Below are 21,813 nucleotides of genomic sequence, written 5' to 3'. Positions count from 1 at the left end.
CCGCCGTCGGCGGGCGGCCCGCCCGCCGACCGACGGTGCGCGAGTTCCTGGCGTCCGGCGCGACGTCGTACTCGTTCGAGTTCTTTCCCCCGAAGACCCCCGACGGCGAACGCCACCTGTGGCAGGCGCTGCGCGAGATCGAGCAGCTGCGGCCGTCGTTCGTCTCCGTCACCTACGGTGCCGGCGGATCGACCCGCGACGGCACGTTGCGCAACTGCGAGCGGATCGCCACCGAGACGTCGCTGACGCCGATCGCGCACCTCACCGCCGTCAACCACACGGCGGCGGAGCTGCGCCAGGTGATCGGCGCGTTGGCCGGCGCGGGCATCCGCGACGTGCTCGCGCTGCGCGGGGACCCGCCGGGCAACCCGCTGGGCGAGTGGGTCCGCCACCCCGCCGGCTTCAACCACGCTGACGAACTCGTCCGGTTCGTCCGCTCGCTCGNCGACTTCTGCGTCGGCGTCGCCGCGTTCCCCGACAAGCACCCCCGCGCCACCGACCTCGACAGCGACGCCCGCGCCCTCGCCGGCAAGTTCAACGCCGGCGCCAGCTACGCGATCACCCAGTTCTTCTTCGACNCCGACGACTACTTCCGCCTCGTCGACCGGCTGTCCCGGCTGGGCCACGACGAGCCGATCCTGCCCGGCATCATGCCGGTGACCAACGTCGCCCAGATCACCCGGATGGCGCAGCTATCCGGCGCCGCGTTCCCGCCCGCCCTCGCCCGCCGGCTGGAGGCCGTCGCCGACGACCCGGAGGCCGTGCAGGCAGTCGGGGTCGAGGTCGCCACCGCGCTGTGCGCCCGCCTGCTCGACNCAGGCGCGCCGGGCATCCACTTCATCACCCTCAACCGGTCGACCGCGACCCGCGAGGTGCATCGCAACCTCCTCGGGTCCAGCGCGACCCCAGCCCGGCAGGCACGAGTTGATCGGCCGCGACGGCATGGGTTCGGCCTACACCACGGGCAGAGCGTCGACTGACTCACCAGGCAGGCGGCGTCTCGGCCCCCGTCCCGGTGGCTTTGTCCAGCGGCACCGGTCATCGGTCAGGCCAAGGCGGGCCGAGCTGATGTGGCGGGTCCTGCCACTCGGGCCCCGTGCCCGGGGTGGCGGGACCACTGATGGAGATCGACGGAGCGCCAGGCTGCATGCTACTGGCGGTCGGCGGCGGCGGGGGGCGCCGGCCGGGCGTGGCCGGACAGCAGCCAGCTGGCCCAGTGTGAGGCGACCGATACCAGCCTGGGTCAGGGGGAGCCAGCGNACGAGGGTGGCGTCCAAGTGCTGGTGGTGTTCGGCGAGATTTGCGGCTGTCGTCGCGACGGGTACCCGTGCGGGCTGGTCGAGGTGGCGCAGGGCCTCGGTCAGCACCTCGCGGATCCGTGCCTCTCTGCGGGACGTGGTGGTCCAGATCAGGATCGGCGTGGTGATCCGGATCTCCTTGGCGAGCCGGTGGTAGGCGTCGAGTTTGAGGGTGAGGCGGCGTAGCGGCTCGGTGCCGAAGTCCAGTTCGAGGAACCACTTGTCAGCCACCAGGATGATCAGCCATCGTTACGCATCGCCGCCGCGGGAACCGCCGCAACGTGTCCGCGAAGCTCGGACGACACAGTAGGTACTGAAGCCCTTCATCTACTGCCCCCGCCAGACGGCCAAGAGAACCCCCAGTACAGCCACGAGGAGAGTGAACGCGGCGCCAAAGGCCCGACCCCCGGCACGCACTGTAGCGGGCACACTGGNGTGATCCTTGCGATGGAGGATCACGACCACCAAGGCGATGATGGTGGAGATGGCAACCACGCAGGCCGCCACGAAAACAATCATGACTGTGACGTCGACGTACACGACGGTGCTCCCACACCCGCCCCCGCACGTCCCGGTACGGCGAGGCGCTGGTTTGAGGGGCAGCGTCCGACCGTCGAGCCTGGCCGCGTCTCGACAGCTCCCACCGCGCAATGAAGACACGGCGGGCGCTCCCGTTCGGAGGGGAGGTCGCTTTGGGGCATCAATACCCCGCGAGCAAAGCGCTCGCTGGACCGGGCCGGCGAGCTACCTCCGACGGGAACACGGCCACCCGTTCCGCTGCTACGCCGGGATGTGTCCCACTACATGGAGAACGGGCTGCTTGCCGCCGATCCTATCGGGTCAACCTGGGTGCCCGGCAACCGGCGCACCCGCCCCTCTGGTCTGGAGCTGTCAGTTGTCTTGCTGTCTTGCCGCCTCGGCAGCGGACCCGCGCCCACCAACGCCAGGCGCTCGTGGGCGCGGAGACCGCCGCATTACCGCTAGTCACACCGCCTGCTGGGGCTCCCCCTCGACGAGGTCCGCGGTGCCTTCGATCTGGGTGTGGATGTCGCTGCGCAGCCGCGCGACCAGCCTTCGCGCGGCAGGAGCGCCGACATGCAGGCGTTTGCGGAGCGTCTCCGCGGAGATCGGCCGCTGATGCTGCTGCCAATGCAGCACGTCCTCGGCCCGAGCCCGATGCAGCAAATCCTGCTCGCGCGCCCTGCTATCCACCCGCCGCCGTTCCCCCGTCGCCGAGTGCGCCTCGGTAGCAGCCGGGCGATCCTCCTGCCCGCGCCGTTCCGCTACAACCCCACCACCCGCGACATCAGCTCGTTGCGGATCTGGTAGCGCAACCCCCGCCCCGACAGGCCGCATAGCGTGAAGCAGACCCGTCCCTACCTCTGCCCAACCGATCAGCAGAAGAGGACCAACGGCATCAAACGCTGCCTTGCCCGGGTGCCCTGCGGCGATAGGCTCGGNGACGTTGAGCGCCAGCGTTACCAGGCTCGCGAATACCAGAAGTCGACGAGCAGGCCGGATCTCTTCGCGAGGCGCGCCCCGCAGCNCAAGCTCCCGGATCGCGATAAGCAGGCCAAGTACGGACAAGTCCACCGCTGGTGCTACCAACGGCGCCACATAGCGCGGCACACCCAGCCGCAGGCCGAGCAGCCAGACATTGCCGAAGCCAAACAAAAACGTCAGGCCGACTACGGCGCCCATGATCACAGTTACGGCCCGGAACGCTACACTACGCCCGTCCGTATCAGGCGCCGAAGCAGGAGTCGTAGTGATCACCGCGCACCACGCGGAACCTCGAAACTGGCCTCCACGACCAGTTCCCCGGTAGGAACTCCCAGGTCAGCGCCTCCCCCTTCTACGTGGTGTCCCGCCGGGGGCACGCGCGACCTTCCATGCTTGTCGCCCTTGGGGCGACTGCGGCTTTGCCCGTGATGTTTGCCGGGGGGCCGAGCCCCCCCGAACCCCCCACGGGGCGACCTTCCATGCTTGTCGCCCTTGGGGCGACTGCGGCTTTGCTCGTCATGTTTGCCGGGGGGCCGAGCCCCCCCGAACCCCCCACGGGGCCAGTGGCTTTGCTCTGGCTTGGTGGGGTGGGGGCGGATCTGGGGCCGATGCAGACCTGTCATCCGAGTGGGGCGGGACATGGATGGCGTGAGGTGCCCTTTGCCGCCCGGGCAGTCTGGTGGGCTCGGCGGCTGCCGACAATGACGGCGGAGCCGGCGGTGCAACGCCGTCGCCTGCTGATCGTTCGCCCGGAGTTACGCAGTCGAGCGACTGCCCGCCGCGGAGCTACCGATCCCCCCGAGCAGGGGGCGCAGTTCGTCGATCAGCGCGTCGATGATGGCCTCGCGCTCGACGTCCCGGGAGATCACGCAGGCCACCGACGGCTGTGCAACGGCCTCGACCAGGTCGGGTCGTTCTTCCCGCCAGGCAACGCCCGCCGCCCCGCGGCCTGGGCGCCGACAGAAATAGTGACAGCTCATCAGGAGCCCGGTCACCGCCTCGACCACTTCGTCGGCGGGTCCGACGACGGTGCAGCTACGGCGGCTGATCTGAGGCCCCAAAAACAGGCAGCAGGGNTCCACGTTCGTGAACAGGACGTGATCCCGAACCACGACGTCCTCATGCCGGGTGGTGCTCTGCCGCTCCTCCGCCGTGCGGATCGAACTCCGGACGCCCGGGTAACGCAGGTTGCTGGCCCGCACAAGCGATAGAGAGTTTGGTTTGCACGGCGGGGAGGAGACGCTCAGCGGACCGTGCAGATGTGCAGGGCGTTCGTTTGTCCAGTTTCAGGTCGCGTTTGTGGTTGTGATCAGGCGGCGTGTCGGCGCCACTGACCCCGGACCGTCGAGGCACCGCCGTGGGAACGTCTGGTCACGGGCGCCGGGGTCGCCGGTGACGTCGGGCTCACCTCCGACGGCGCCGGCCCGGTTCCGCGGAACCGCGGAACTGCGGAACTGCGGAACTGCGGAACTGCGGAACTGCGGAACTGCCAGGACCGTGCCAGACCCTCGCGGTGGCAGACCGTACCGCGGAGCACGGTTCCGCGCGCGCAACGATCATCCAGGTCGGATGCGGGAGGCGCTTTGCGGTACGGAATGCACGGTCTGCGGTCCCAGACCGTGCAGAACGCACCGCAATGCGGCCGCGGTGGGCCCCGGCGCCAGGGAACACCATGATCGCCAGGGGTGGGTTCGGGTCGGTCGGGCGGGCTCGGTGGCGTGGGCTGGCCTGAATGGGCGGCACGGTGTCGGATTCGTGTCAAAGCCAGGTCGGCGGCCTGGGTCCGAGCCAGACTCTGCGGCGGCGTGCTGACCGGCTCGCGGCCGGTAGGCGCGGGCGGGCACCGGTTGGCGTGGGTAGAACGCGGTGATGAGGAGCGGGCCGGGATGCGGGTGGACTGGGAGCTTCGGGCCTGCGCGCGCAAGGGTCACGCCACCTATCGGCCCGACGAGCCCGAGCTGGCCGAACGGCTGACCGCTCGGACCGCCGTAGGGGTGAGCTGGCGATGCCTGCGCTGCGGGAACTTCGTCGTCGGCGAGCCGGCGCTCGGCGGGCCGGCGCAGGACGCGCCCGTGCTGCTGCGGGGACGGGCCCTGCGCGACGCCACGGTGCTGCGGCTGCTTGCGGTGGAGCGCCTGGTCCGGGCGCTGCTGATGGTGCTGATCGGCTACGCCATCCTGCGGTTTCGCCGGTCCGAGGACGCCGTGCAGCGNCTGTTCGACCGGGCGGTGCCCGCGGCGCGGCCGCTCGCCGACGTCCTGCATCTCGACCTGGACCACTCCCCGACGGTCGAGCACCTGCACCACCTGCTCTACACCCGGCCGCGGACGCTGCTGCTGGTGGNGGTGCTGCTGTTCGGCTACGCGGCGGTACAGATCGTCGAGGGGATCGGGCTGTGGCTGCTCAAGCGCTGGGGTGAGTACTTCGCGGTGGTGGCGACCTCGGCGTTCCTGCCGCTGGAGATCTACGAGCTCACCGAGCGCATCACGGTACTGCGAATCGGCGCCCTCGTCGTCAACCTCGGTGCGGTGGTCTATCTGGTCGCCAGCAAGCGGCTGTTCGGGGTACGCGGCGGGGTGAAGNCCTTCGAGGCAGAGCGACACGCCGAGTCACTGCTCGAGGTCCAACAGGCCACCCGCGCCGAGGCCCGGACGAGCGGNGACCGTGCGGAAAGCCCCGGCGAGGACANCCCCGGCGAGGACAGCGCCCGCATGGACACCACCCACATGGACAGCGTCGACCGCTGATCGCGGCTCTGCCGGAGCGCGCATTGCCGCAAAGAGCGGCCCCACATTACGGCCACATGTGCCGGATGCGCGTTTGCCGGNGCGATACGGTGCATCATCCGGCAGAATGGTCCGGATCACTCCGACAGCGAGGGTGATCCCCCCATGGATTCCACCGAGGGCCCCCAACCTGCGGCGGGAGAAGCGATGCGCACGTCACGCGACTTTGTTCCGAGAGCTATGGAACAAACATGTTCAAACTTTGNACTAATTACATGACATTCGCCGGNCTCGCCGATGCGCACCGTCACCTTGGTGTGCTCCCGGCCCACCCGTTCTACGGGGGGCCGGCGGTGCACCCGGACGTCTCCGCGCGCGCCACCGTCGCCCAGCTCATCGCGGACCTCGACCGCGAGGGTACCGAGCGGGCCCTGGTCATCCCGAACTACGGAGTGCCGGAGGTCGCGCGGACCTTCGCGTTCAACGAGCTCGTGCTGGAGGCGGCCGCCCGCGACGATCGGATCCGAGCCGGGATCTTCGTCTCGCCGCGGCCGCGGGACGCCGAGCTCAACGCCCGCGCCCTGGCCCTCGCCGGTGAGCCGGGCGTCCGAGCGCTCAAGACGACGTTCCTGCTCGGCGGGAGCGTCGACGACGCCGGCTGCCTCGCCCAGCTCGACCTTCTCTTCGCCACCGCGGTCGAGCGCGACCTCATCGTCCACGTCCACACCTCGCCCGGCGCGGCCAGCGACATCGACCAGGTCGGAAAGCTGGTGGATCGCTTCGGCGACCGGGCGAAGATCCATCTCGTNCATTTCGGTGGCGGGACGAGTGGACACATCAAACTCGCCGGCGGGCGCTTCTTCGACTGGATCGCCGCGGGAAAGCGGGTCTACACGGACCTGAGCTGGGCAGTCGGCTTCGCGCCACGGTGGCTTGCCGCCGAGATGGACCGCCGCGGTGTCGGCCACGACCGGTTGTTGTTCGCCTCCGACGAGCCGTGGGGCGACCACCCCGGCGAATATGCCCGGCTCGCCGCCGCGGTGGGCGACGGCGAGCTCGCCCGCCACGTCTTCACCGCCAACTTCGCCGCCCTCTACGACTGATCCCACCGCCACGAAGGAAACCCGATGACCCTGGACGACACGATCGCCGAGAACATCGCCCGAAGCCTGGCGGAGATCCCGCACCCGTCGCTGCCCAAGGGCAGCAACCTCTACGGCACCACCAAGATCTTCCCGGACTACCAGGCCGAGAACGGCGAGTGCTACTTCACCCTCGTCCACGGCATCGCCCACGAGTCGTCGGTGAGCTTCGTCGCGGTGCTGCAGGCCACCCGCGCGCTGCGCAAGGGGTTCGAGTCGGCGATCTACTTCTACGGCCCCGGCGCGATCAACTGCATCGCCAACCGCGGTTTCCCGACGACCGGCGACGCGGCCTTCCCCGGCGAGACGAACATCAACCTGGCGCTGGAGACGTTCATCGCCGAGGGCGNCACGGTCTACTGCTGCCGCTTCGGGCTCGCCCTGCACGGCGCCCGCGAGGAGGACCTCATCAGCGGGGTCGTCCCGGCGCACCCGCTCGACGTCCAGGACGCGCTGATCCACTACGCCCGCAAGGGCGCCATCATCAACTCCACCTACCTGGTGTGAGCACATGACCAGCACCGCGCTGAGAAGCGATCTCGCCGTCCACGGGGTGGCGGTGGACGCGCCCGTCGCGCGCCGCGGCGGGGNGGGCCCGTCCGACGACGGTCATGTCCTGCTCGGTGGGGTCGGCACCGCGCTGCCGATCGTCCCCACCAGCCCGTACCGGGTGAGCGAGGGGCGCCTGCTGCTCGACGGGGCCGATCTCGGCCTGACCGTCGAGCCGGTTCGCCGGCCGGCGTTCTACGACCTGCGCACCGCCGACGGCGTCCCCTACGACCAGCTCGCCCGCCTGCACGGCGCGGACGTGCTGGCCACCACGGTCGTGCAGACCTGCATCCGCTATCGGGCCGAGGAGCGCTGCCGGTTCTGCGCCATCGAGGAGTCCCTGCGCCACGGCGCGACCACCGCGGTGAAGACCCCGGAGCAGCTCGCCGAGGTCGCCGAGGCCGCGGTCCGCCTCGACGGGGTCCGCCAGATGGTGATGACCACCGGGACCACCGCGGGGCGCGATCGCGGGGCCCGCCACCTGGCCCNCTGCGTGCGGGCGGTCGCCGCCGCGGTGCCGGGCCTGCCCGTGCAGGTGCAGTGCGAGCCGCCCGGCGATCTCGCCGTGCTGACCGAGCTGCGCGAGGCCGGCGCGGTGAGCGTCGGCCTCCACGTCGAGTCGCTGGACGACGCGGTACGCCGCCGCTGGATGCCGGGCAAGGCCACCGTGGCGATGGCGCAGTACCGGGCCGCCTGGCGGGAGGCGGTGCGGGTGTTCGGCCGCAACCAGGTCTCCACCTACCTGATCGTCGGTCTCGGGGAGAACCCGGACGAGCTGGTCGCGGGCGCCGCCGAGCTCGTCGAGATGGGCGTCTACCCGTTCGTCGTGCCGCTGCGGCCGATCGCGGGGACGCTGGCGTTCGACGTCGACGGGGCGAGCCCTCCCCCCGCGGCGACCGTCGCCGACGTGACCGTGCGGGTCGCGGCGCTGCTGCGCGCCGCCGGCATGGCCGGCTCGGGTCAACGCGCGGGCTGCGCCGCCTGCGGCGCGTGCAGCCCGCTGCCCTCGGCGGGTGCCTGATGGATCTGGGGGGCGTCCTGCTCGGCGTGCCCGCGCCGGCGACCCGGCCACCGGCATGGACGATCGACGTGGCGACCGAGCGGGCGGATCTCGCGGCCTATCGGCGGCTGCGCCGTGACGTCTTCGTCGTCGAGCAGGGGCTGTTCGGCGGCACCGCCCGCGGCGGCACCGATCATGACGATGCGGACGACGACGAGCGCACCGTCGTCCTGCTCGCTCGCGCGGCGGGCGGGGAGCTGCTCGGCGGCGTCCGGCTGCACTGCGCGACCGGCGCCGATCTCGGCTGGTGGAGGGGCGGGCGGCTGGCCGTCGTCCGGCCCGCCCGCGGCGGCGCGGGACATGGCGCGGGACATGGCGCGGGACATGGCGCGGGGATCGGCTCGGCGCTGGTCCGGGCGGCCTGCGCGTTCGCCGAGCAGGCCGGGGTGCTGCGGTTCGAGGCGACCGTCCAGGCCGCCGGCGAGCCGGCGTTCCAGCGGCTGGGCTGGCGCTCGGTGCGTCCCTGCACGGTCGCGGGCAAGCCGCACGTGCTGATGCGCTGGCCGATCGACCGCCTCGCCCGCCAGGCCGCGGCGACCAAGGCACCCCTCGGCGCGCTGCTCGGCGGCCTGCGGCCCGGCGGTGCCGGCTTCGTCGGCGACGACGGCGCCCCCGTGCCGGGCAGCGACCTCGTCGCCGCCTGCGACGCCATCGTGCCCTCGCTTGTCGAGCGGGATCCGGAATGGGCGGGCTGGTGCGGGGTGCTCGTCAACGCCAACGACCTGGCGGCGATGGGGGCCGATCCCGTCGGACTGCTCGACGCCGTCGGAGCCCGGGACGCCTCCTTCGCCGCCCGGGTGCTGTCCGGGCTGCGCGCGGCGGCCACGGCCTACCGGCTGCCGATCCTCGGTGGGCACACCCAGTTCGGCGTCCCGGCCGCGCTGACGGTCACCGCGCTGGGCCGCAGCGCGCGGCCCGTGCCGGCCGGCGGTGGGCAGGCCGGGCACGCCGTCTCGCTGACCGCCGACCTCGGCGGGACCTGGCGGCGCGGTCACACCGGGCGGCAGTGGGACTCCACCACCTCCCGCGGCGCCGACGAGCTCGCCGCGATGACCGGGTTCGTCGCCCGCACCGCCCCGGCCGCCGCCAAGGACGTCAGCATGGCCGGCCTGGTCGGCACGCTCGGCATGCTCGCCGAGGCCAGCGGCTGCGGGGCCGTGCTGGACGTCGCCGCGGTGCCCCGCCCGGACTCCGCCGGCGTCGCCGACTGGCTGTCGTGCTTCCCGGGCTTCGCGATGCTCACCGCGGACGCGCCCGGCCGCGGCGTCGCGGACGCGGGCTGCGCCACCTCCAAGGTCTGCGGGGCGCTGACGACCGGCGCCGGGGTGGCCCTGCGCTGGCCGGACGGCGAACTCACCGAGGGCGTGCCCGGCACCGTCACCGGGCTGGGACCGGCCGGTGAGGTCGAGTGATCACCGTCGCCGCGGTCGCGGCCGACTTCGGCCGGGACCTGACCGACGCCTTCGCCCGCATCGCCTCGATCCTCGACGCCGCGCGGGCGCGGGNCGCGGGGCTGGTCGTCCTGCCCGAGGCGGCCCTGGGCGGCTATCTNACCACCCTCGACGGCGCCACGGCCTCGGCCCCCCACGCAACCAGCACCGATGGGACGANCACCGATGGGACGAGCGGCGACGGGACCANCTCGCTGCCGCCGGCCCTCGACCTCGACGGCCCCCAGGTGCGCCGGCTCGCCGCACTGGCCGGGGATCTGGTCGTCACCGCGGGCCTGTGTGAGGCCGACGGCGACCTGCGTTACAACACCGCGGTCGCGGTCAGCGGCGACGGTCTGCTCGGGGTGCACCGCAAGGTGCACCAACCCCTCGGCGAGGGCGCCTCGTACCGGGCGGGCGACAGCTTCGCCGCGTTCGACACCCCGCTGGGCCGGATGGGGATGCTGATCTGCTACGACAAGGCGTTCCCCGAGGCAGCGCGGGCGCTGGCCCTCGACGGCGCCGAGATCGTGGCCTGCCTGTCGGCGTGGCCCGCGGCCCGCACCTTCCGCGCGCCCGACCTCGCCGACGACCGCTGGACGCACCGGTTCGACCTGTTCGACCGGGCCCGCGCGCTGGAGAACCAGGTGCTGTGGGTGTCGGCGAACCAGTCCGGGAGCTTCGGGTCGCTGCGGTTCGTCGCCAGCGCCAAGGTCGTCGACGCCGGCGGCGCGGTGCTCGCCACGACCGGGACCCGGCCAGGCGTCGCCTACGCCACGGTGGACCTCCCGGCGATGCTGTCGTCCGCCCGGGCGGGCATGTACCACCTGCGCGACCGCCGTCCCGACGCCTACCTCGGGGTCGCCCGACAGGGAAACGCCCGACGTGGGAGCGCGTGACGTGGGAGCGGCCGGCCGGGAATCGCCCGACACGGTCGAACACCTCCCCGTGGCCGTGATCGGCGCCGGTCAGGCCGGGCTCGCGATGAGCTGGCATCTGACCGCCGACGGCGTCGACCACGCCGTCCTCGAACGCGACACCGCCCTGCACACCTGGTCCGACGCTCGCTGGGACAGCTTCTGCCTGGTCACGCCGAACTGGCAGTGCCGGCTGCCCGGCCACGCCTACGACGGGCCCGACCCGAACGGTTTCATGGTGAAGTNCGAGATCGTCGCCTGGCTCGACGGCTACCGCGCGAGCTTCGATCCGCCGGTCCGCGAGCACACCGCGGTGAACTCCCTGCGCCCGCTCGGCGACGGGCCCGGCGCCGCGGACCCGGCCGGCGGCTTCGCCGTGCGCACCACCGCCGGCGAGCTCGTCGCCGACCAGGTCGTCGTCGCCACCGGCGGCTACCACACCCCCGCGATCCCGCGGCTGGCCGAGCGGCTGCCGGCCGACCTGCACCAGGTGCACTCCGCGCGCTACCGGCGCCCCGCGGACCTGCCCGCCGGACCGGTGCTCGTCGTCGGCACCGGACAGTCGGGCGCGCAGATCGCCGAGGACCTGCACCTCGCCGGCCGGCAGGTGCACCTCGCGGTCGGCTACGCGCCCCGGTTCGCCCGCCGCTACCGGGGCCGCGACGTCATCGCCTGGATGCACGACACCGGCCACTACGCCAGGCCCGTCACCGACAGGCCGGTCGAGGAGCGCAGCGCCGACCGCACCAACCACTACGTCACCGGTCGCGACGGTGGGCGCGACATCGACCTGCGCGCCTTCGCCCGCCAGGGGATGGTGCTGCACGGCCGGTTGACGGGCGTCGACGCCGGCCGGTTCGCCTTCGCCGACGACCTCGCCGCGAACCTCGACGCCGCCGACGAGGTCTACAACGGCATCAACGAGCTGATCGACGCCCACATCGCCGCCAACGGGCTCGACGTGGCGGTCGGCCCGAGTCGCTACACGCCGGTCTGGCAGCCCCCGAGTGCCACCGGGCCGGCCCTCGCCGTCACCGACGTGGCCGCCGTCGTCTGGGCGACCGGGTTCACCCGCGACTACCGCTGGCTACACGCCGGGATCTTCGACGGCGCCGGGCATCCGCAGCACCGCCGCGGGGTGACCGCCGTGCCCGGGTTGTACCTGCTCGGCCTGCCGTGGCTGCACACCTGGGGGTCGGGCCGGTTCGCCGGCATCGCGCGGGACGCCGCCTACCTCGCCGAACAGGTCCGTGACCGCCGCGCGCGCCAGGTCCGCGCGCACCAGGTCCGCGCGGGCACGCTCGCCGGGCCGACGGCGGACGGCGCTCGGATGGTCGGGCAGACCTGGGGCGGCCCCTGGTCGCCGATCGGACGATGAGCGCGATCCGCGGAGAACGCCACCGCGAGCTGCACCACCGCGAGCTGCACCACCGCGCCGGCCGGGAGATCCGGTGAGACGGGAGATCCGGTGCGGGTCGCGCTGCTGACCTACTCCACGCGGCCCCGCGGCGGGGTCGTGCACACCCTGGCGCTGGCCGAGGCACTCGTCGACCTCGGCGCCGAGGTCGACGTGTGGACCTTGGCCCGCGGCGGCGACGGCGGCTTCTTCCGCGCCGTCGATCCCCGCGTCGGCGTGCGAGCGGTGCCCTTCGGGGAGGTGCCGGACGAGCCGGTGGGCCCGCGGATCCTGCGCTCGATCGCCGTCCTGGCCGCCGCCTTCGACGCCGCCGGCTACGACGCCGTGCACGCCCAGGACTGCATCAGCGCCAACGCCGTGCTCGACGCCGCCGGTCCCCCCGGTCCCCGCGGGCCGGCCCACGCCATCCGCACGATCCACCACCTCGACGCGTTCACCACGCCGGAGCTCGCCGCCTGCCACGAACGCGCGGTCGTCGCCCCGCGGGCACACGTCTGCGTCTCCGCCGCCGTGGCCGCCGAGGTCGAGCGCGGCTGGGGAATCCGCCCGACGGTGATCCCGAACGGCGTCGACGCCGCCCGCTTCGCCGCCGCCGCGGGCGACGGCGCCGCCCGGCGGGCCTGGGCGGACCGGCTCGGTCCCTACGTCCTGGCCGTCGGCGGCATCGAACCGCGCAAGGGCACCGCCGACCTGGTCGAGGCGATGGCGCTGGTCCGCCGGGCCCGCCCGGAGCTGGCCCTGGTCGTGGGCGGCGGCGAGACGCTGTTCGACTACCGCGGCTACCGCGAGGCGGTGCTGGCACGTGCGACGGAGCTGGAGGTGACGCCGCTGATCCTCGGCCCGGTCGACCACGGCGCGCTGCCGGCACTGGTCGCGCAGGCGGCGGCGTTCGCGTTCCCGTCGACGAAGGAGGGGTTCGGGCTGGCCGCCCTGGAGGCGCTCGCCGCCGGGGTGCCGGTCGTGGCCCGGGACCTGCCGGTGCTGCGCGAGGTCCTGGGACCGGCGGTGCGCTACGCGAGCACCCCGAACGAGCTGGGCGACGCGCTGCTCGCCGCCGCCGGCGCCCGCGACCCGGCGGCGACCGAACGTGGCCGGACCCTGGCCACCGGCTACACCTGGGCCGGCGCCGCCAGCGCCCACCTGACTCTGTACGCCCGGCTCATCGGCGCGAGCGCCGGCTGAGCGGCACGGGCAGCCGGACGCGGCACCTCGGCAGGCGGCGAGGCGGCGAGGCGGCGGGCGGCGAGGCGGCGGGCGGCAGGCGAGGCACGTGGCCCTGTTGACGCCGGCACGGCGAGGACTGACGGACCGGCGTGGGCTGACGGCCTGGCGAGGTGTCGCGCAGGTTCAGCCGTGTTCGCCAGGTCCGGGGTTCGGACTGAAACTGTCGTGCCAGACGGCCTTCGCCCCGCTGTCACCGATCCGGTAGATCTGCACCACCGAGCCGACCGCGACAACCACGCTCAGGACCGCGAGCACGATCATCACGGCCAGCCCACCGGGGCGGGCGGCCGCGTGCGTCCCGCCGTCGGCGGACCCGCCGAGCTCGCTGCGCCGACCCCACAACCAGACCGCCGCCGCCAGGACGAACAACCCGATCGCCCACGGCAGCAGGCCGTCGCCCAGCTCGGCGTGCCGGCGGACCAACGCATCCGGAGGGACCCGAGCCTCGAGCCATTCCCCGGCATGGGTGGTCAGCGGCACACTCACGACCGCGACCAGGGCCACCAACGGCGTGAGCACACCGAGNCGGCGCCGGGCGGCGGGCCAGACGGCCGACAGCACGACCAGCAGCGCGGTGAGNGGCACGAGCACGACGACGACATGCACGAGCAGCGCATGCGCCGGCAGGCCACNGATCTGCGTTGGTCCCACCGTGACTCCGATCAGGGCCGGCACCGCACATGGGCGGCGACACACATAATCTATTCATGTAGTACTACAGAAATAGTAGCACTACCGTTGTCGTAGTCGGCGGCTAGACTTCCGGCCATGCGTGACAGGGGGCCCGGGCGGCGGGTGGCCGGCGAGCTGGAGTCCGCCGTCCTCGCCGTGCTGTGGGAGGCCGGCGGGCCGCTCACCCCGAGCCAGACCCAGGAGGCCCTGGTCCGGGACGGCCACGAACTCGCCTACACGAGCGTGGCGACGACGCTCGCCCGGCTGCACGGCAAGGGCATGCTGGAACGGACAGTCGCCGGCCGTGGTCACGCCTACACCCCGACGGCGGCGGCGGCCCGGCAGCTCGCCGATCGGATGCGCGGGCTGCTCGGGGACGGCCGCGGCCGGACCGAGGTCCTCAGCCACTTCGTCGCCGGGCTCACGGCCGACGACGAGGCCACCCTCCTCGCCTTGCTGGCCGCCGCCGAGGATGAACCCCCGACCGGCGGTGGCCCGCCGCCCGCCGCCGGCGAGCCACCGGGCGCGCGATCATGAGTAGGACTTCGGCGGGGTCGCCGAGTCCCGGCCCGCCGTCCGCGCGGCAGGCCGGGCTGATGAGTCACCGGGGGCACCGGTGAGGTACATGGTCTGGGTTCCCCTGGTCGTCAACNTCATCGTCGCGGTGTGCGCACCGGCCCTCGCCCGACGGCTGCCCTACCGGGTGAAGCCGGCGGCGCTTACCACCGGCGCCGTGCTCGCGGCGGCGGGCTGGGTGTCGTCCCTGACATTGCTGGCGGCCAGCTTCGCCGATCGGGTGCCGGCTCTCGCGCACCGGCTCGGCGCGACCGTCAGGGCACCGCAGGCCGAGCTTCCGCCGTCACTCGCGGGCGCGACGGCCGTTCTGGCCGTCGGTGCCGCCGCCGGCATGCTGCTGACCGCGGCCGCTCGGATCGGCCGGGACCTGATCAGGGCGGAGCGGCTGGTCCGCCGGCTGCCGCCCGGTCGGGTCCATGTCCTCCCGCAGCGCCGGCCCGACGCCTGTGCGGTCGGTGGCGTCACCGGGGGACGGGTCGTCATCACCGCGGGCATGCTCGACTGCCTGGACAGCGCCGAGCGGGAGGCCGTGCTCGCCCACGAGCNCGCCCACCTCACCGGTGGACATCACTGGCTGCGGATGGTCGTCGCCTGCTGCGCGGCGGTGGACCCGCTGCTCAGACACCTGCCCGGTCTCGTCGAGAGCGCCTGCGAGCGGTGGGCGGACGAGCACGCGGCCCGCGCGACTGGGCAGCGGCGCGTCCTCGCGCAGGCGCTCGGGAAGGTCTCGCTGGCGACGCTGCGGGAGACCCAGGGGCACCGACCGGGCGACGCGGGAGTATCCCGGTCAACGCCGACCACGTGCGGCTTCGACCACAGCGGCGTCACGGAAAGGATGGTGGCACTCCTCGACGGGTCAGCCAGCGCCACCCGGGTGCCCGCGACGGTCCTGCTGGCGACCAGCGCGCTCACGGCGATCATGATTGGTTCCGCGGTGCACGCCAGCACGGACTACCTCGCGCTGCTCCGCTAGCCCGCCTCATCATCCCGGTCGCCGTGCGGGAGGCGTCGAGCACCGGTCGCGCGCAGGCTTGAGGGGCGTAGCCACACGACCGGGTACGGGGGCGCGCCGGAGAGGCGGAGCGATGACGGTCAGGACCGGACGGTTCGGGGTGTGCACGGGCCAGCACCAGTGGNCGGCAGAGGCGAGTGAGCGGGCGGAGATCGCGGGCGAGCTGGAGGACCTGGGATTCGGAGCGATCTGGTTCGGCAATGCCGCGGGCGATCTGGACCTGCCGGCGCAGATCCTCACGGCGACGTCGCGGATCACGGCGGCGACCAGCATCATCAACGCCTGGACCGAGCCGGCCGAGCTCGTCGCGCGCCGCCGCGTCGCGATCGTCAGGGATCATCCGGACCGGCTGCTGCTCGGCATCGGCGCCGGGCACAAGGAGTCCGTCGAGCCTCGGACCGGACGCCGCTACGAACGTCCCTACCAGGCCGTCGTCGACTACCTGGACCGACTCGACAAGGCGATCCCGCCGGTGCCGCCCGCCGAACGGGCGCTCGCCGCCCTCGGCCCGCGCCTGCTCGGCCTCGCCCGCGAGCGCACCGCCGGGGCCGTGCCATACCTGGTCACCCCGGCGCACACCCGGCAGGCCCGGGAGATCCTCGGCGACGGCCCGCTGCTGGCCCCCGGCCAGATGGTCCTGCTGGAATCCGACCCGACGGCCGCGCGGGGCGCTGCCCGAGCCGCGCTAGCCGTCTACCTGAGGCGGGTCAACTACACCCGCAACCTGCTACGCATCGGCTTCACCGCGGACGACCTCGCCGACGGCGGCAGCGACCGTCTCGTCGACGGGCTGGTGGCCTGGGGCGACCCGGCGACCGTGGTCGACCGCCTGACAGAGCATCATCAGGCCGGCGCCGACCACGTCAGCATCCACCTGATCACTGCTGGCGGGACGCCGCCCCTGGCGCAGTGGCGCAGGCTGGCCGCGGCCCTGTCGCCGCCCGGCTAGCCTCAGTGCCGTTCAGTCCCGGCGGGAACCGGGCTGCCCGCCGATCTCGCCACGGCCGGAGTCCCCCGACCGGTCGATGCCACCGGTTCGGTTGCGCCGGAGCGGGCCGCGGGGGGCGGCGCGGGCCGCGGCGCCTCGGCCGGTTCCGGGCGCGGCCGACCGCCGCCGGGGACCGTCTCCCGCAGCGTCCGGTAGACCTCGTCGAACTCGCGGACCGCCCGCACGGAGCGGTACCCGCCGAGCCGGCGGGCCAGCATGCGCAGGNGTTCGGCGGTGCGCGCGGAGTTCACCCGGGCGTCGAGCCGGGCGGCGCGGACGGCACGCTCGCAGGCCTGCTCGACGTCGCCCCGCTGCAGGTGGGCCTCGGCGAACCACGTCTCGTACAGCGAGATCTCCCGGGCGCGCAGCGGGTCGTAGCCGGTCAGGCCGTGGCGCAGCCGATCCTCGGCCCGGTCGGGGCGGCGCAGCTCGGTCCAGCACCGGCCGGCCATGACGTCGATCTCGCGGGCGTCCAGCCAGTAGACCCATGNGGGGTCCGCGGCCGGATCGGCGCGGTCGTAGAGCCGTTCCACGACGGCGAGCGTCTGCTCGCAGGCCCGTCGCTCCCCGGCTCGGGCATGCGCCCAGGCGAGCCTGTCGGCGAGCAGCGCCCGGGTGGTCGCCGACGCCGAGCGCCCGACCCCGGCGCACGCGGTCTGCGCGAGCANCACCCCCTGCCGGGCATCGGCATGGTTGACCATCTGGTAGGCCTGGGTGGAGATCAGGTTCGCGGCCAGCGCGGTGTCCCCGCCGGCGTGCGCGGCCCGGATGNCGCCGGTGAGGAAGCGCACCGCCGCCCCGTGCCGCCCCGCGTCGGCGGCGATCCACCCGGCGAGCTGGCAGAGCTGGGCCACCGACGACAGCAGCCGGCGACCGACCGCGGCGTCGTAGACCGCCTCACGCAGCATCGTCACGGTGCCGAGAAGCTCCCGTTCGACCAGACTCACGAGGTCACGCCCGCCGACATAGTCGTCCAGCCGGCGAAACTGCCCGACCCGTCCCTCCACCTTCTCCGCCAGGGCCGCGCCGACATGCCGCCCGGCGGCGAGCTCCGCGACCTGGGGCGGTTCCAACAACAGCCACTCGTGGGCGAGGCGGACGGCATCCCACTCGTCTGCCTGCGCCGGCCGGGTCGCCGCCGCGGCAGCGGGCGCGGGAACCGGCCGTGCGCGCGCCGGCCCGGCGCTGCGGGCCGCGGGTACCACGATCGGCGCGCCGGACGCCGATCCCCGGGCCGGCACTGCCCCGGCCGACGGCCGCGCGCCCGTCGGGCCCTGCACCGCGGCGGCCAGGTAGGCGGCCAGCAGCTCGGTGCTGCGCCGTGTCCACGTTCCGGAGGAACCCACCGCCTCTGGCTGCCCTCCGCCGGTCGATCCAGGCAGCACCGCACCACCGGACACCCCACCAGCCGGCACCGCACCGGCTGCCACCGCACCGGCCGGCACCGACTCGGCCGTCGCCGCCACGCCTGGTCTGCGACCTGATTCGAGCCGCCCCGAGTCGGGCGGTTGCGGGCGGCTGCCCGCCAGGCTCACGAGTCCCGACCAGGCCACGTCCACGTCCGCGTGCACGTCCACGTCCGTGTCCACGTCCCCCGCCGGCGGCCCGGACCTGCCGGTACGCCCGGCGGCGACGGACTCCCCCGGCAGCGGTGGCCGGAAACCCAGCTCGGGCTCCGTGACCCCGAACAACTGGGAGTAGGAGCGCCGATAGGCGACCCCAGGAAAAACCCTGCCAAGCTCGTGCCGACGAATCATTTCCGCGGTCGCCGCCGGCGGGGTGAATCCGCTCTTTTCCGGCAACCCGCGCAGCCGTTCGGCGAGGCCGTCCTGCGTCAGGCCGTGCGCCTCACGAAAGCGCCGGAGAATGTTCGGCGCCCATCCCGGATGCCTATCGACCGACACGCCGACTCCGTTCTCTCGCCACCGCCGCGCCCCGAGATCAGGGTAGTCAGTGGGATGAGACGAACGGGCAGAAATACCGGAAACGGAAGCGGTGCGGCCCTGATGTCCCTTTCCTGTCCGGTCGCCGGCCGACCCGGCCGACGCGGCCGGCCCCGGCCGTGGGTCTGCCCGGCCGATCGCCTCACCGATGCTCTGGTCAGGCCGCCCGGGGCGCGGTGAACTCGAGATCGCGCGGCTGCGCCCGGGTGGACGGGAGGTCCCCGGCCGTGGGGCCGCACTCCGGGTGCCGGTCGGCAACGAGTTGCCCCCTCGAAGACCGGCACCCAGGTCGGTTCCGGGTGGGTGCCCACGGGCCACGCCGGCCCACCCGGAGCCGGCCGCTCGGCGCCGGTCCCGCCCACGGCCCGCTCTCAGGGCCATCCGCGGGGCCCGGCAGGGCCGGCCTCAGGCAGCGGTGCCGAGCCCCGCCGCGACCGGGATCACCCGCTCGCCGAGGATGTACAGCGGCTCGAGCCGCCACACGTCCCGCACACCGCCGATGACCGCCTGCACGCCGAGTTCGGCCAGCCGGCCCAGGTCGTCGAGAATTCTTTCGACGCGTTCCCCGTTCGGTCCGACGTCGAAGGAATAGGTCGTGGTCTTCAGAATTTCGCGGTAGTCCCGGCCCTCGGTCTCGCAGTGCGCCCGCAGGATGTCGAGCTTTCGCGGCAGCTCCGGGCCGGGAAAGAGATTGCACGCCTGGGCGTAACGGGCCACCAGCCGCAGCGTCTTCCGTTCTCCGCCGCCGCCGATCAGGATGGGCGGGTGTGGTCGGGCCAGCACCTGCGGTGAGTTGAGCGGCCGGGCGAGCCGGTGGTGCCGGCCGTGATAAGGGCCTTCGTCGTCGCTCCACATCCGCAGGCAGATCTCGAGGGTCTCCTCGAGGCGTTCGAAGCGTTCGGCCAGCGGCGGGAACGGCAGGCCCAGGCCCGCCGCCTCGGCCTCGTACCAGGCCGCCCCGATGCCGAGCCAGGCCCGACCGCCGGAGAGGACGTCGAGCGTGGTAATGATCTTGGCGAGGGCGCCCGGCTCTCGGTAGACGGCTCCGGTGACCAGGGTGAGCAGCTTCACCCGCCGGGTGTGGGCGGCGAGAAAACCAAGGGTGGTGTACGCCTCCAGCATCTCGTTCTCGGCCGGGCCGACCAGCGGGATCTGGAAGAAGTGGTCCATGACCGACAGGTGGTCGAAGCCGGCCGCGTCGGCGGTGCGGGCCACGTCGGCCAGCTCCTCGCCGAGCCGCTCCGGGCCCTGCGGTGAGGTGAAGTCGGGCAGGGACAGGCCGATCTGCATGGGTGCTCCTCTCCGCCACCGCCGGCGCGGAGGCGGACCGTGGTTTCTCCCTCAAAGCGACCGGGACCCACGACGGACAGGATCCCGCCGGTGACGACAGCCACCCATCCGTACACGGAGAGTCGCTCGTAGAACGTCATCCCCGCCGTACCGGCCCGCCAGACCCAACATCACCACAGGCATCCCGCGACGGACTTCCACCCGTAATGCCGGGAAACCCGGATGTACGACAATCCAGGCATGTTCCGTCCGGTAGCCGCCAGGACGGCCGTCGGGTGTCCGGGTGGNGGGGCCTGCGGGGTGTCCGTACCCTTTTGCACGAAGGCGCTGGCATCGTTACGCCCGCCCCACAGGCGATCACACAGCGTGCCCGCCGGCCGGACTCCGGGGCGCAGCCCAGGCCGACGGGGGCGGGCACGCGGCCCGGTCCGCGCCCGGCGGTCTGCTCGGCGGGCGGCGCGCCGCGGCGGCCGGTCGACCGGCTCGCGCACACCGATCGCGCCGGGCCGCAACCGGGAGCCCGGCTCGCGGCTTCGCAGGCAGCTACCGGCGGGGGGATGACCGGTTGACCACATCGCCACCTCCCCCGCGCCGCTTCCGGCTGATCCGGCTTGCCCAGCTCCTGCTCATCCTCGCCACGCTCGCCCTGTCCGTCGCCTCGTTCGTGGACATGCCGCGCTTTGGCGACGAGGCCCGGTCGCTGAGCTGGGGCGTCGCCATCGGCTCCGGCCTGATCTGCGTGTCCCGCGCCGTCCTCGTCCGCGGCGAGCGCGCCCCCTGGGCACTGCTCGGCGCCGGGCTCATCAGCTACGGCTGCGGGACGATCTACCACAACGTCGCCGTGGACGGGCGGGGCGACGACCTCCAGCCCTCGCTGGCCGATCTTGCCTGGCTGCTGTTCTACCCGGCCTGCTACGTCNCCGTGATCCTGCTGCTGCGCCGACGGCTGGTCCGGCTGCACCGCAGCATCTGGCTGGACGCGTTCGTCGGGCTGCTCGGCGTGGCCGCCCTGACCAGCGGCATCGGGGTGGCGATGGCGCGGGCCAACCCCGAGCACAGCGCGTGGACGATGACCGTCAACGTCATCTACCCGCTGGCGGATCTGCTGCTGGTCCTGCTCGTCGTCACCGTGTTCGGGCTGCTGGGCTGGCGCCCGGGGCGAGTGTGGTGGCTGCTGGGCGCCGGGCTGGTGAGCTTCGCCCTGGCCGACTCGCTGCTGCTCGTGATCGTCACCGCCGGGCACACGCCGTCGAACGGGGTGCTGTCCAGCCTGTGGCTGCTGTCGGTGCTGATGCCGGCGCTGGCGTCCTGGCTGCGCCCGCGCTGGCAGCCGCCGGCGAAGATGTCCGGGTGGGGCGTGATCGCCGTGCCGCTGGTGCTGGCGACGGTCGCGCTGGGCCTGCTGGTGCTCGGCGCCGCGATCGACCTGCCGGCGGTCACCGTGGCACTCGCGGCGGCGACGGTGCTCTCCGCCCTGGCCCGCGCGGCCTTCACCTTCATCGAGGTCCAGCAGCTCGCGGAGAGCCGGGTGCTGGCCCGCACCGACGACCTCACCGGCCTGGCCAACCGCCGCGGCTTCATCGAGCGGCTGACCCGGGCCGAGCAGCACACCACCGGGCCGGACACCTTCGCCCTGCTGCTGCTCGACCTCGACCGGTTCAAGGAGATCAACGACTCGCTCGGCCACCAGGTCGGGGACGCGCTGCTGACCCAGGTCGGCACCCGGATCTCCGACGCCCTGCGCCCGGGCGACCTGCACGCCCGCCTCGGCGGCGACGAGTTCGCGGTGCTGCTCGAACACGCCGACGCCGACGCCGCCCGCCGGGTCGCCGACCGGGTGCTGACCGTGCTGGCCGATCCCTTCGACGTCGGAGGTGTGACGCTGCACGTGGGCGCGAGCATCGGGGCGGCCGTCTACCCGGACCACGCCCAGGACGCGCACACCCTGCTGCAGCGCGCCGACGTGGCGATGTACGCGGCGAAGTCGGGCCGCACCGGCGTGGAGTCCTACCGGCCGGGCGCCGACGTGAACAGCCTCGTCCGACTCGACCTGATCGAGTCCCTGN

At 73.4% G+C, this 21,813-nt stretch carries 10 protein-coding genes and 21 pseudogenes; 26 read left to right on the top strand and 5 right to left on the bottom strand.

Features of this window, described 5'->3' with window-relative positions; translation table 11 throughout:
- Positions 1-35: 35 nt before the first annotated feature.
- The 4 genes and pseudogenes from UK94_RS48700 to UK94_RS73540 form a co-directional block, all read left to right on the top strand.
- Positions 36-444: pseudogene (locus tag UK94_RS48700) on the top strand (methylenetetrahydrofolate reductase); the annotation flags it as partial.
- A 1-nt stretch (position 445) separates the two neighbouring features.
- Positions 446-578 (top strand): annotated as a pseudogene (locus UK94_RS48695) (methylenetetrahydrofolate reductase); the annotation flags it as partial.
- A gap of 1 nt (position 579) precedes the next feature.
- Positions 580-815 (top strand): annotated as a pseudogene (locus UK94_RS48690) (methylenetetrahydrofolate reductase); the annotation flags it as partial.
- 1 nt (position 816) lies between these two features.
- Positions 817-980 (top strand): hypothetical protein (locus UK94_RS73540; protein WP_268761311.1); only part of this gene is annotated, 164 nt, incomplete at its 5' end.
- A gap of 1,302 nt (positions 981-2,282) precedes the next feature.
- On the opposite strand, the gene UK94_RS76035 is transcribed toward UK94_RS73540, so the two are convergent.
- Positions 2,283-2,510 carry a hypothetical protein gene (locus UK94_RS76035; RefSeq protein ID WP_313949487.1) on the bottom strand — a complete coding sequence of 76 codons (228 nt, stop codon included), beginning with the start codon at positions 2,508-2,510 and terminating at the stop codon, positions 2,283-2,285.
- A gap of 2,177 nt (positions 2,511-4,687) precedes the next feature.
- Here UK94_RS76035 and UK94_RS73535 point away from each other — a divergent pair.
- The 18 genes and pseudogenes from UK94_RS73535 to UK94_RS11780 form a co-directional block, all read left to right on the top strand.
- Positions 4,688-5,013: pseudogene (locus tag UK94_RS73535) on the top strand (DUF2127 domain-containing protein); the annotation flags it as partial.
- A 1-nt stretch (position 5,014) separates the two neighbouring features.
- A pseudogene (locus tag UK94_RS48675) lies at positions 5,015-5,144 on the top strand (DUF2127 domain-containing protein); the annotation flags it as partial.
- A gap of 1 nt (position 5,145) precedes the next feature.
- Positions 5,146-5,383, top strand: a pseudogene (locus UK94_RS48670) (DUF2127 domain-containing protein); the annotation flags it as partial.
- 461 nt (positions 5,384-5,844) lie between these two features.
- Positions 5,845-6,335: pseudogene (locus UK94_RS48665) on the top strand (amidohydrolase family protein); the annotation flags it as partial.
- A 1-nt stretch (position 6,336) separates the two neighbouring features.
- Positions 6,337-6,630 (top strand): annotated as a pseudogene (locus tag UK94_RS48660) (amidohydrolase); the annotation flags it as partial.
- A 24-nt stretch (positions 6,631-6,654) separates the two neighbouring features.
- Positions 6,655-7,018, top strand: a pseudogene (locus UK94_RS11805) (MSMEG_0572 family nitrogen starvation response protein); the annotation flags it as partial.
- Between the two features lies 1 nt (position 7,019).
- Positions 7,020-7,176: pseudogene (locus tag UK94_RS48655) on the top strand (sulfur reduction protein DsrE); the annotation flags it as partial.
- A gap of 4 nt (positions 7,177-7,180) precedes the next feature.
- Positions 7,181-7,259: pseudogene (locus tag UK94_RS73530) on the top strand (hypothetical protein); the annotation flags it as partial.
- Position 7,260: 1 nt separating this feature from the next.
- A pseudogene (locus UK94_RS48650) lies at positions 7,261-7,706 on the top strand (radical SAM protein); the annotation flags it as partial.
- A gap of 1 nt (position 7,707) precedes the next feature.
- Positions 7,708-8,239, top strand: a pseudogene (locus tag UK94_RS48645) (radical SAM protein); the annotation flags it as partial.
- Entirely contained in the window at positions 8,239-9,690 is a 1,452-nt protein-coding gene (locus UK94_RS11795) for an AIR synthase related protein (protein WP_055749931.1), read from the top strand. The pseudogene UK94_RS48645 and the gene UK94_RS11795, both read left to right, overlap by 1 nt.
- Positions 9,687-9,783, top strand: a pseudogene (locus UK94_RS48640) (carbon-nitrogen hydrolase family protein); the annotation flags it as partial. The gene UK94_RS11795 and the pseudogene UK94_RS48640, both read left to right, overlap by 4 nt.
- A gap of 1 nt (position 9,784) precedes the next feature.
- A pseudogene (locus UK94_RS48635) lies at positions 9,785-9,829 on the top strand (hypothetical protein); the annotation flags it as partial.
- Position 9,830: 1 nt separating this feature from the next.
- Positions 9,831-9,888 (top strand): annotated as a pseudogene (locus UK94_RS48630) (hypothetical protein); the annotation flags it as partial.
- 31 nt (positions 9,889-9,919) lie between these two features.
- Positions 9,920-10,607 (top strand): carbon-nitrogen hydrolase family protein (locus UK94_RS11790; RefSeq protein ID WP_235487553.1); only part of this gene is annotated, 688 nt, incomplete at its 5' end.
- Positions 10,594-10,870: pseudogene (locus UK94_RS48620) on the top strand (FAD-dependent oxidoreductase); the annotation flags it as partial. The gene UK94_RS11790 and the pseudogene UK94_RS48620, both read left to right, overlap by 14 nt.
- A 1-nt stretch (position 10,871) precedes the next feature.
- The coding region (locus UK94_RS11785; protein ID WP_235487551.1) for an MSMEG_0569 family flavin-dependent oxidoreductase at positions 10,872-12,003 on the top strand (1,132 nt) is incomplete at its 5' end.
- A gap of 90 nt (positions 12,004-12,093) precedes the next feature.
- Positions 12,094-13,224, top strand: coding sequence for an MSMEG_0565 family glycosyltransferase (locus UK94_RS11780; RefSeq protein WP_055749840.1), 1,131 nt, complete (start codon positions 12,094-12,096; stop codon positions 13,222-13,224).
- 165 nt (positions 13,225-13,389) lie between these two features.
- Here UK94_RS11780 and UK94_RS76030 read toward each other — a convergent pair.
- The 3 genes and pseudogenes from UK94_RS76030 to UK94_RS76020 all read right to left on the bottom strand — a co-directional run.
- A pseudogene (locus UK94_RS76030) lies at positions 13,390-13,791 on the bottom strand (DUF2231 domain-containing protein); the annotation flags it as partial.
- 1 nt (position 13,792) lies between these two features.
- Positions 13,793-13,845 (bottom strand): annotated as a pseudogene (locus tag UK94_RS76025) (hypothetical protein); the annotation flags it as partial.
- Position 13,846: 1 nt separating this feature from the next.
- Positions 13,847-13,893: hypothetical protein (locus UK94_RS76020; RefSeq protein ID WP_313949489.1), on the bottom strand; the 47-nt coding region annotated here is incomplete at its 3' end.
- Positions 13,894-14,034: 141 nt separating this feature from the next.
- On the opposite strand from UK94_RS76020, the gene UK94_RS11770 reads away from it, so the two are divergent.
- The 3 genes and pseudogenes from UK94_RS11770 to UK94_RS11760 form a co-directional block, all read left to right on the top strand.
- On the top strand, positions 14,035-14,475 hold the full coding sequence (locus UK94_RS11770) for a BlaI/MecI/CopY family transcriptional regulator (protein ID WP_011607024.1): 441 nt from the start codon (positions 14,035-14,037) through the stop codon (positions 14,473-14,475).
- 1,124 nt (positions 14,476-15,599) lie between these two features.
- Positions 15,600-15,650 (top strand): annotated as a pseudogene (locus tag UK94_RS73525) (hypothetical protein); the annotation flags it as partial.
- Position 15,651: 1 nt separating this feature from the next.
- The coding region (locus UK94_RS11760) for a TIGR03620 family F420-dependent LLM class oxidoreductase (protein ID WP_235487549.1) at positions 15,652-16,475 on the top strand (824 nt) is incomplete at its 5' end.
- A gap of 2,387 nt (positions 16,476-18,862) precedes the next feature.
- Here the strand turns inward: UK94_RS11760 and UK94_RS11750 are convergent.
- A complete protein-coding gene (locus UK94_RS11750) occupies positions 18,863-19,747 on the bottom strand; it encodes an LLM class F420-dependent oxidoreductase (protein ID WP_055749836.1) in 885 nt (294 codons plus the stop codon).
- Positions 19,748-20,667: 920 nt separating this feature from the next.
- Between UK94_RS11750 and UK94_RS48610 the strand changes: the two are divergent.
- A pseudogene (locus UK94_RS48610) lies at positions 20,668-21,812 on the top strand (GGDEF domain-containing protein); the annotation flags it as partial.
- Position 21,813 lies beyond the last annotated feature (1 nt).

This window comes from Frankia sp. AvcI1 (assembly GCF_001420875.1).
Lineage (GTDB): Bacteria > Actinomycetota > Actinomycetes > Frankiales > Frankiaceae > Frankia > Frankia alni.
Note: the sequence above shows the minus strand (reverse complement) of the source record. Positions and strands in the feature narration are given on the sequence as shown.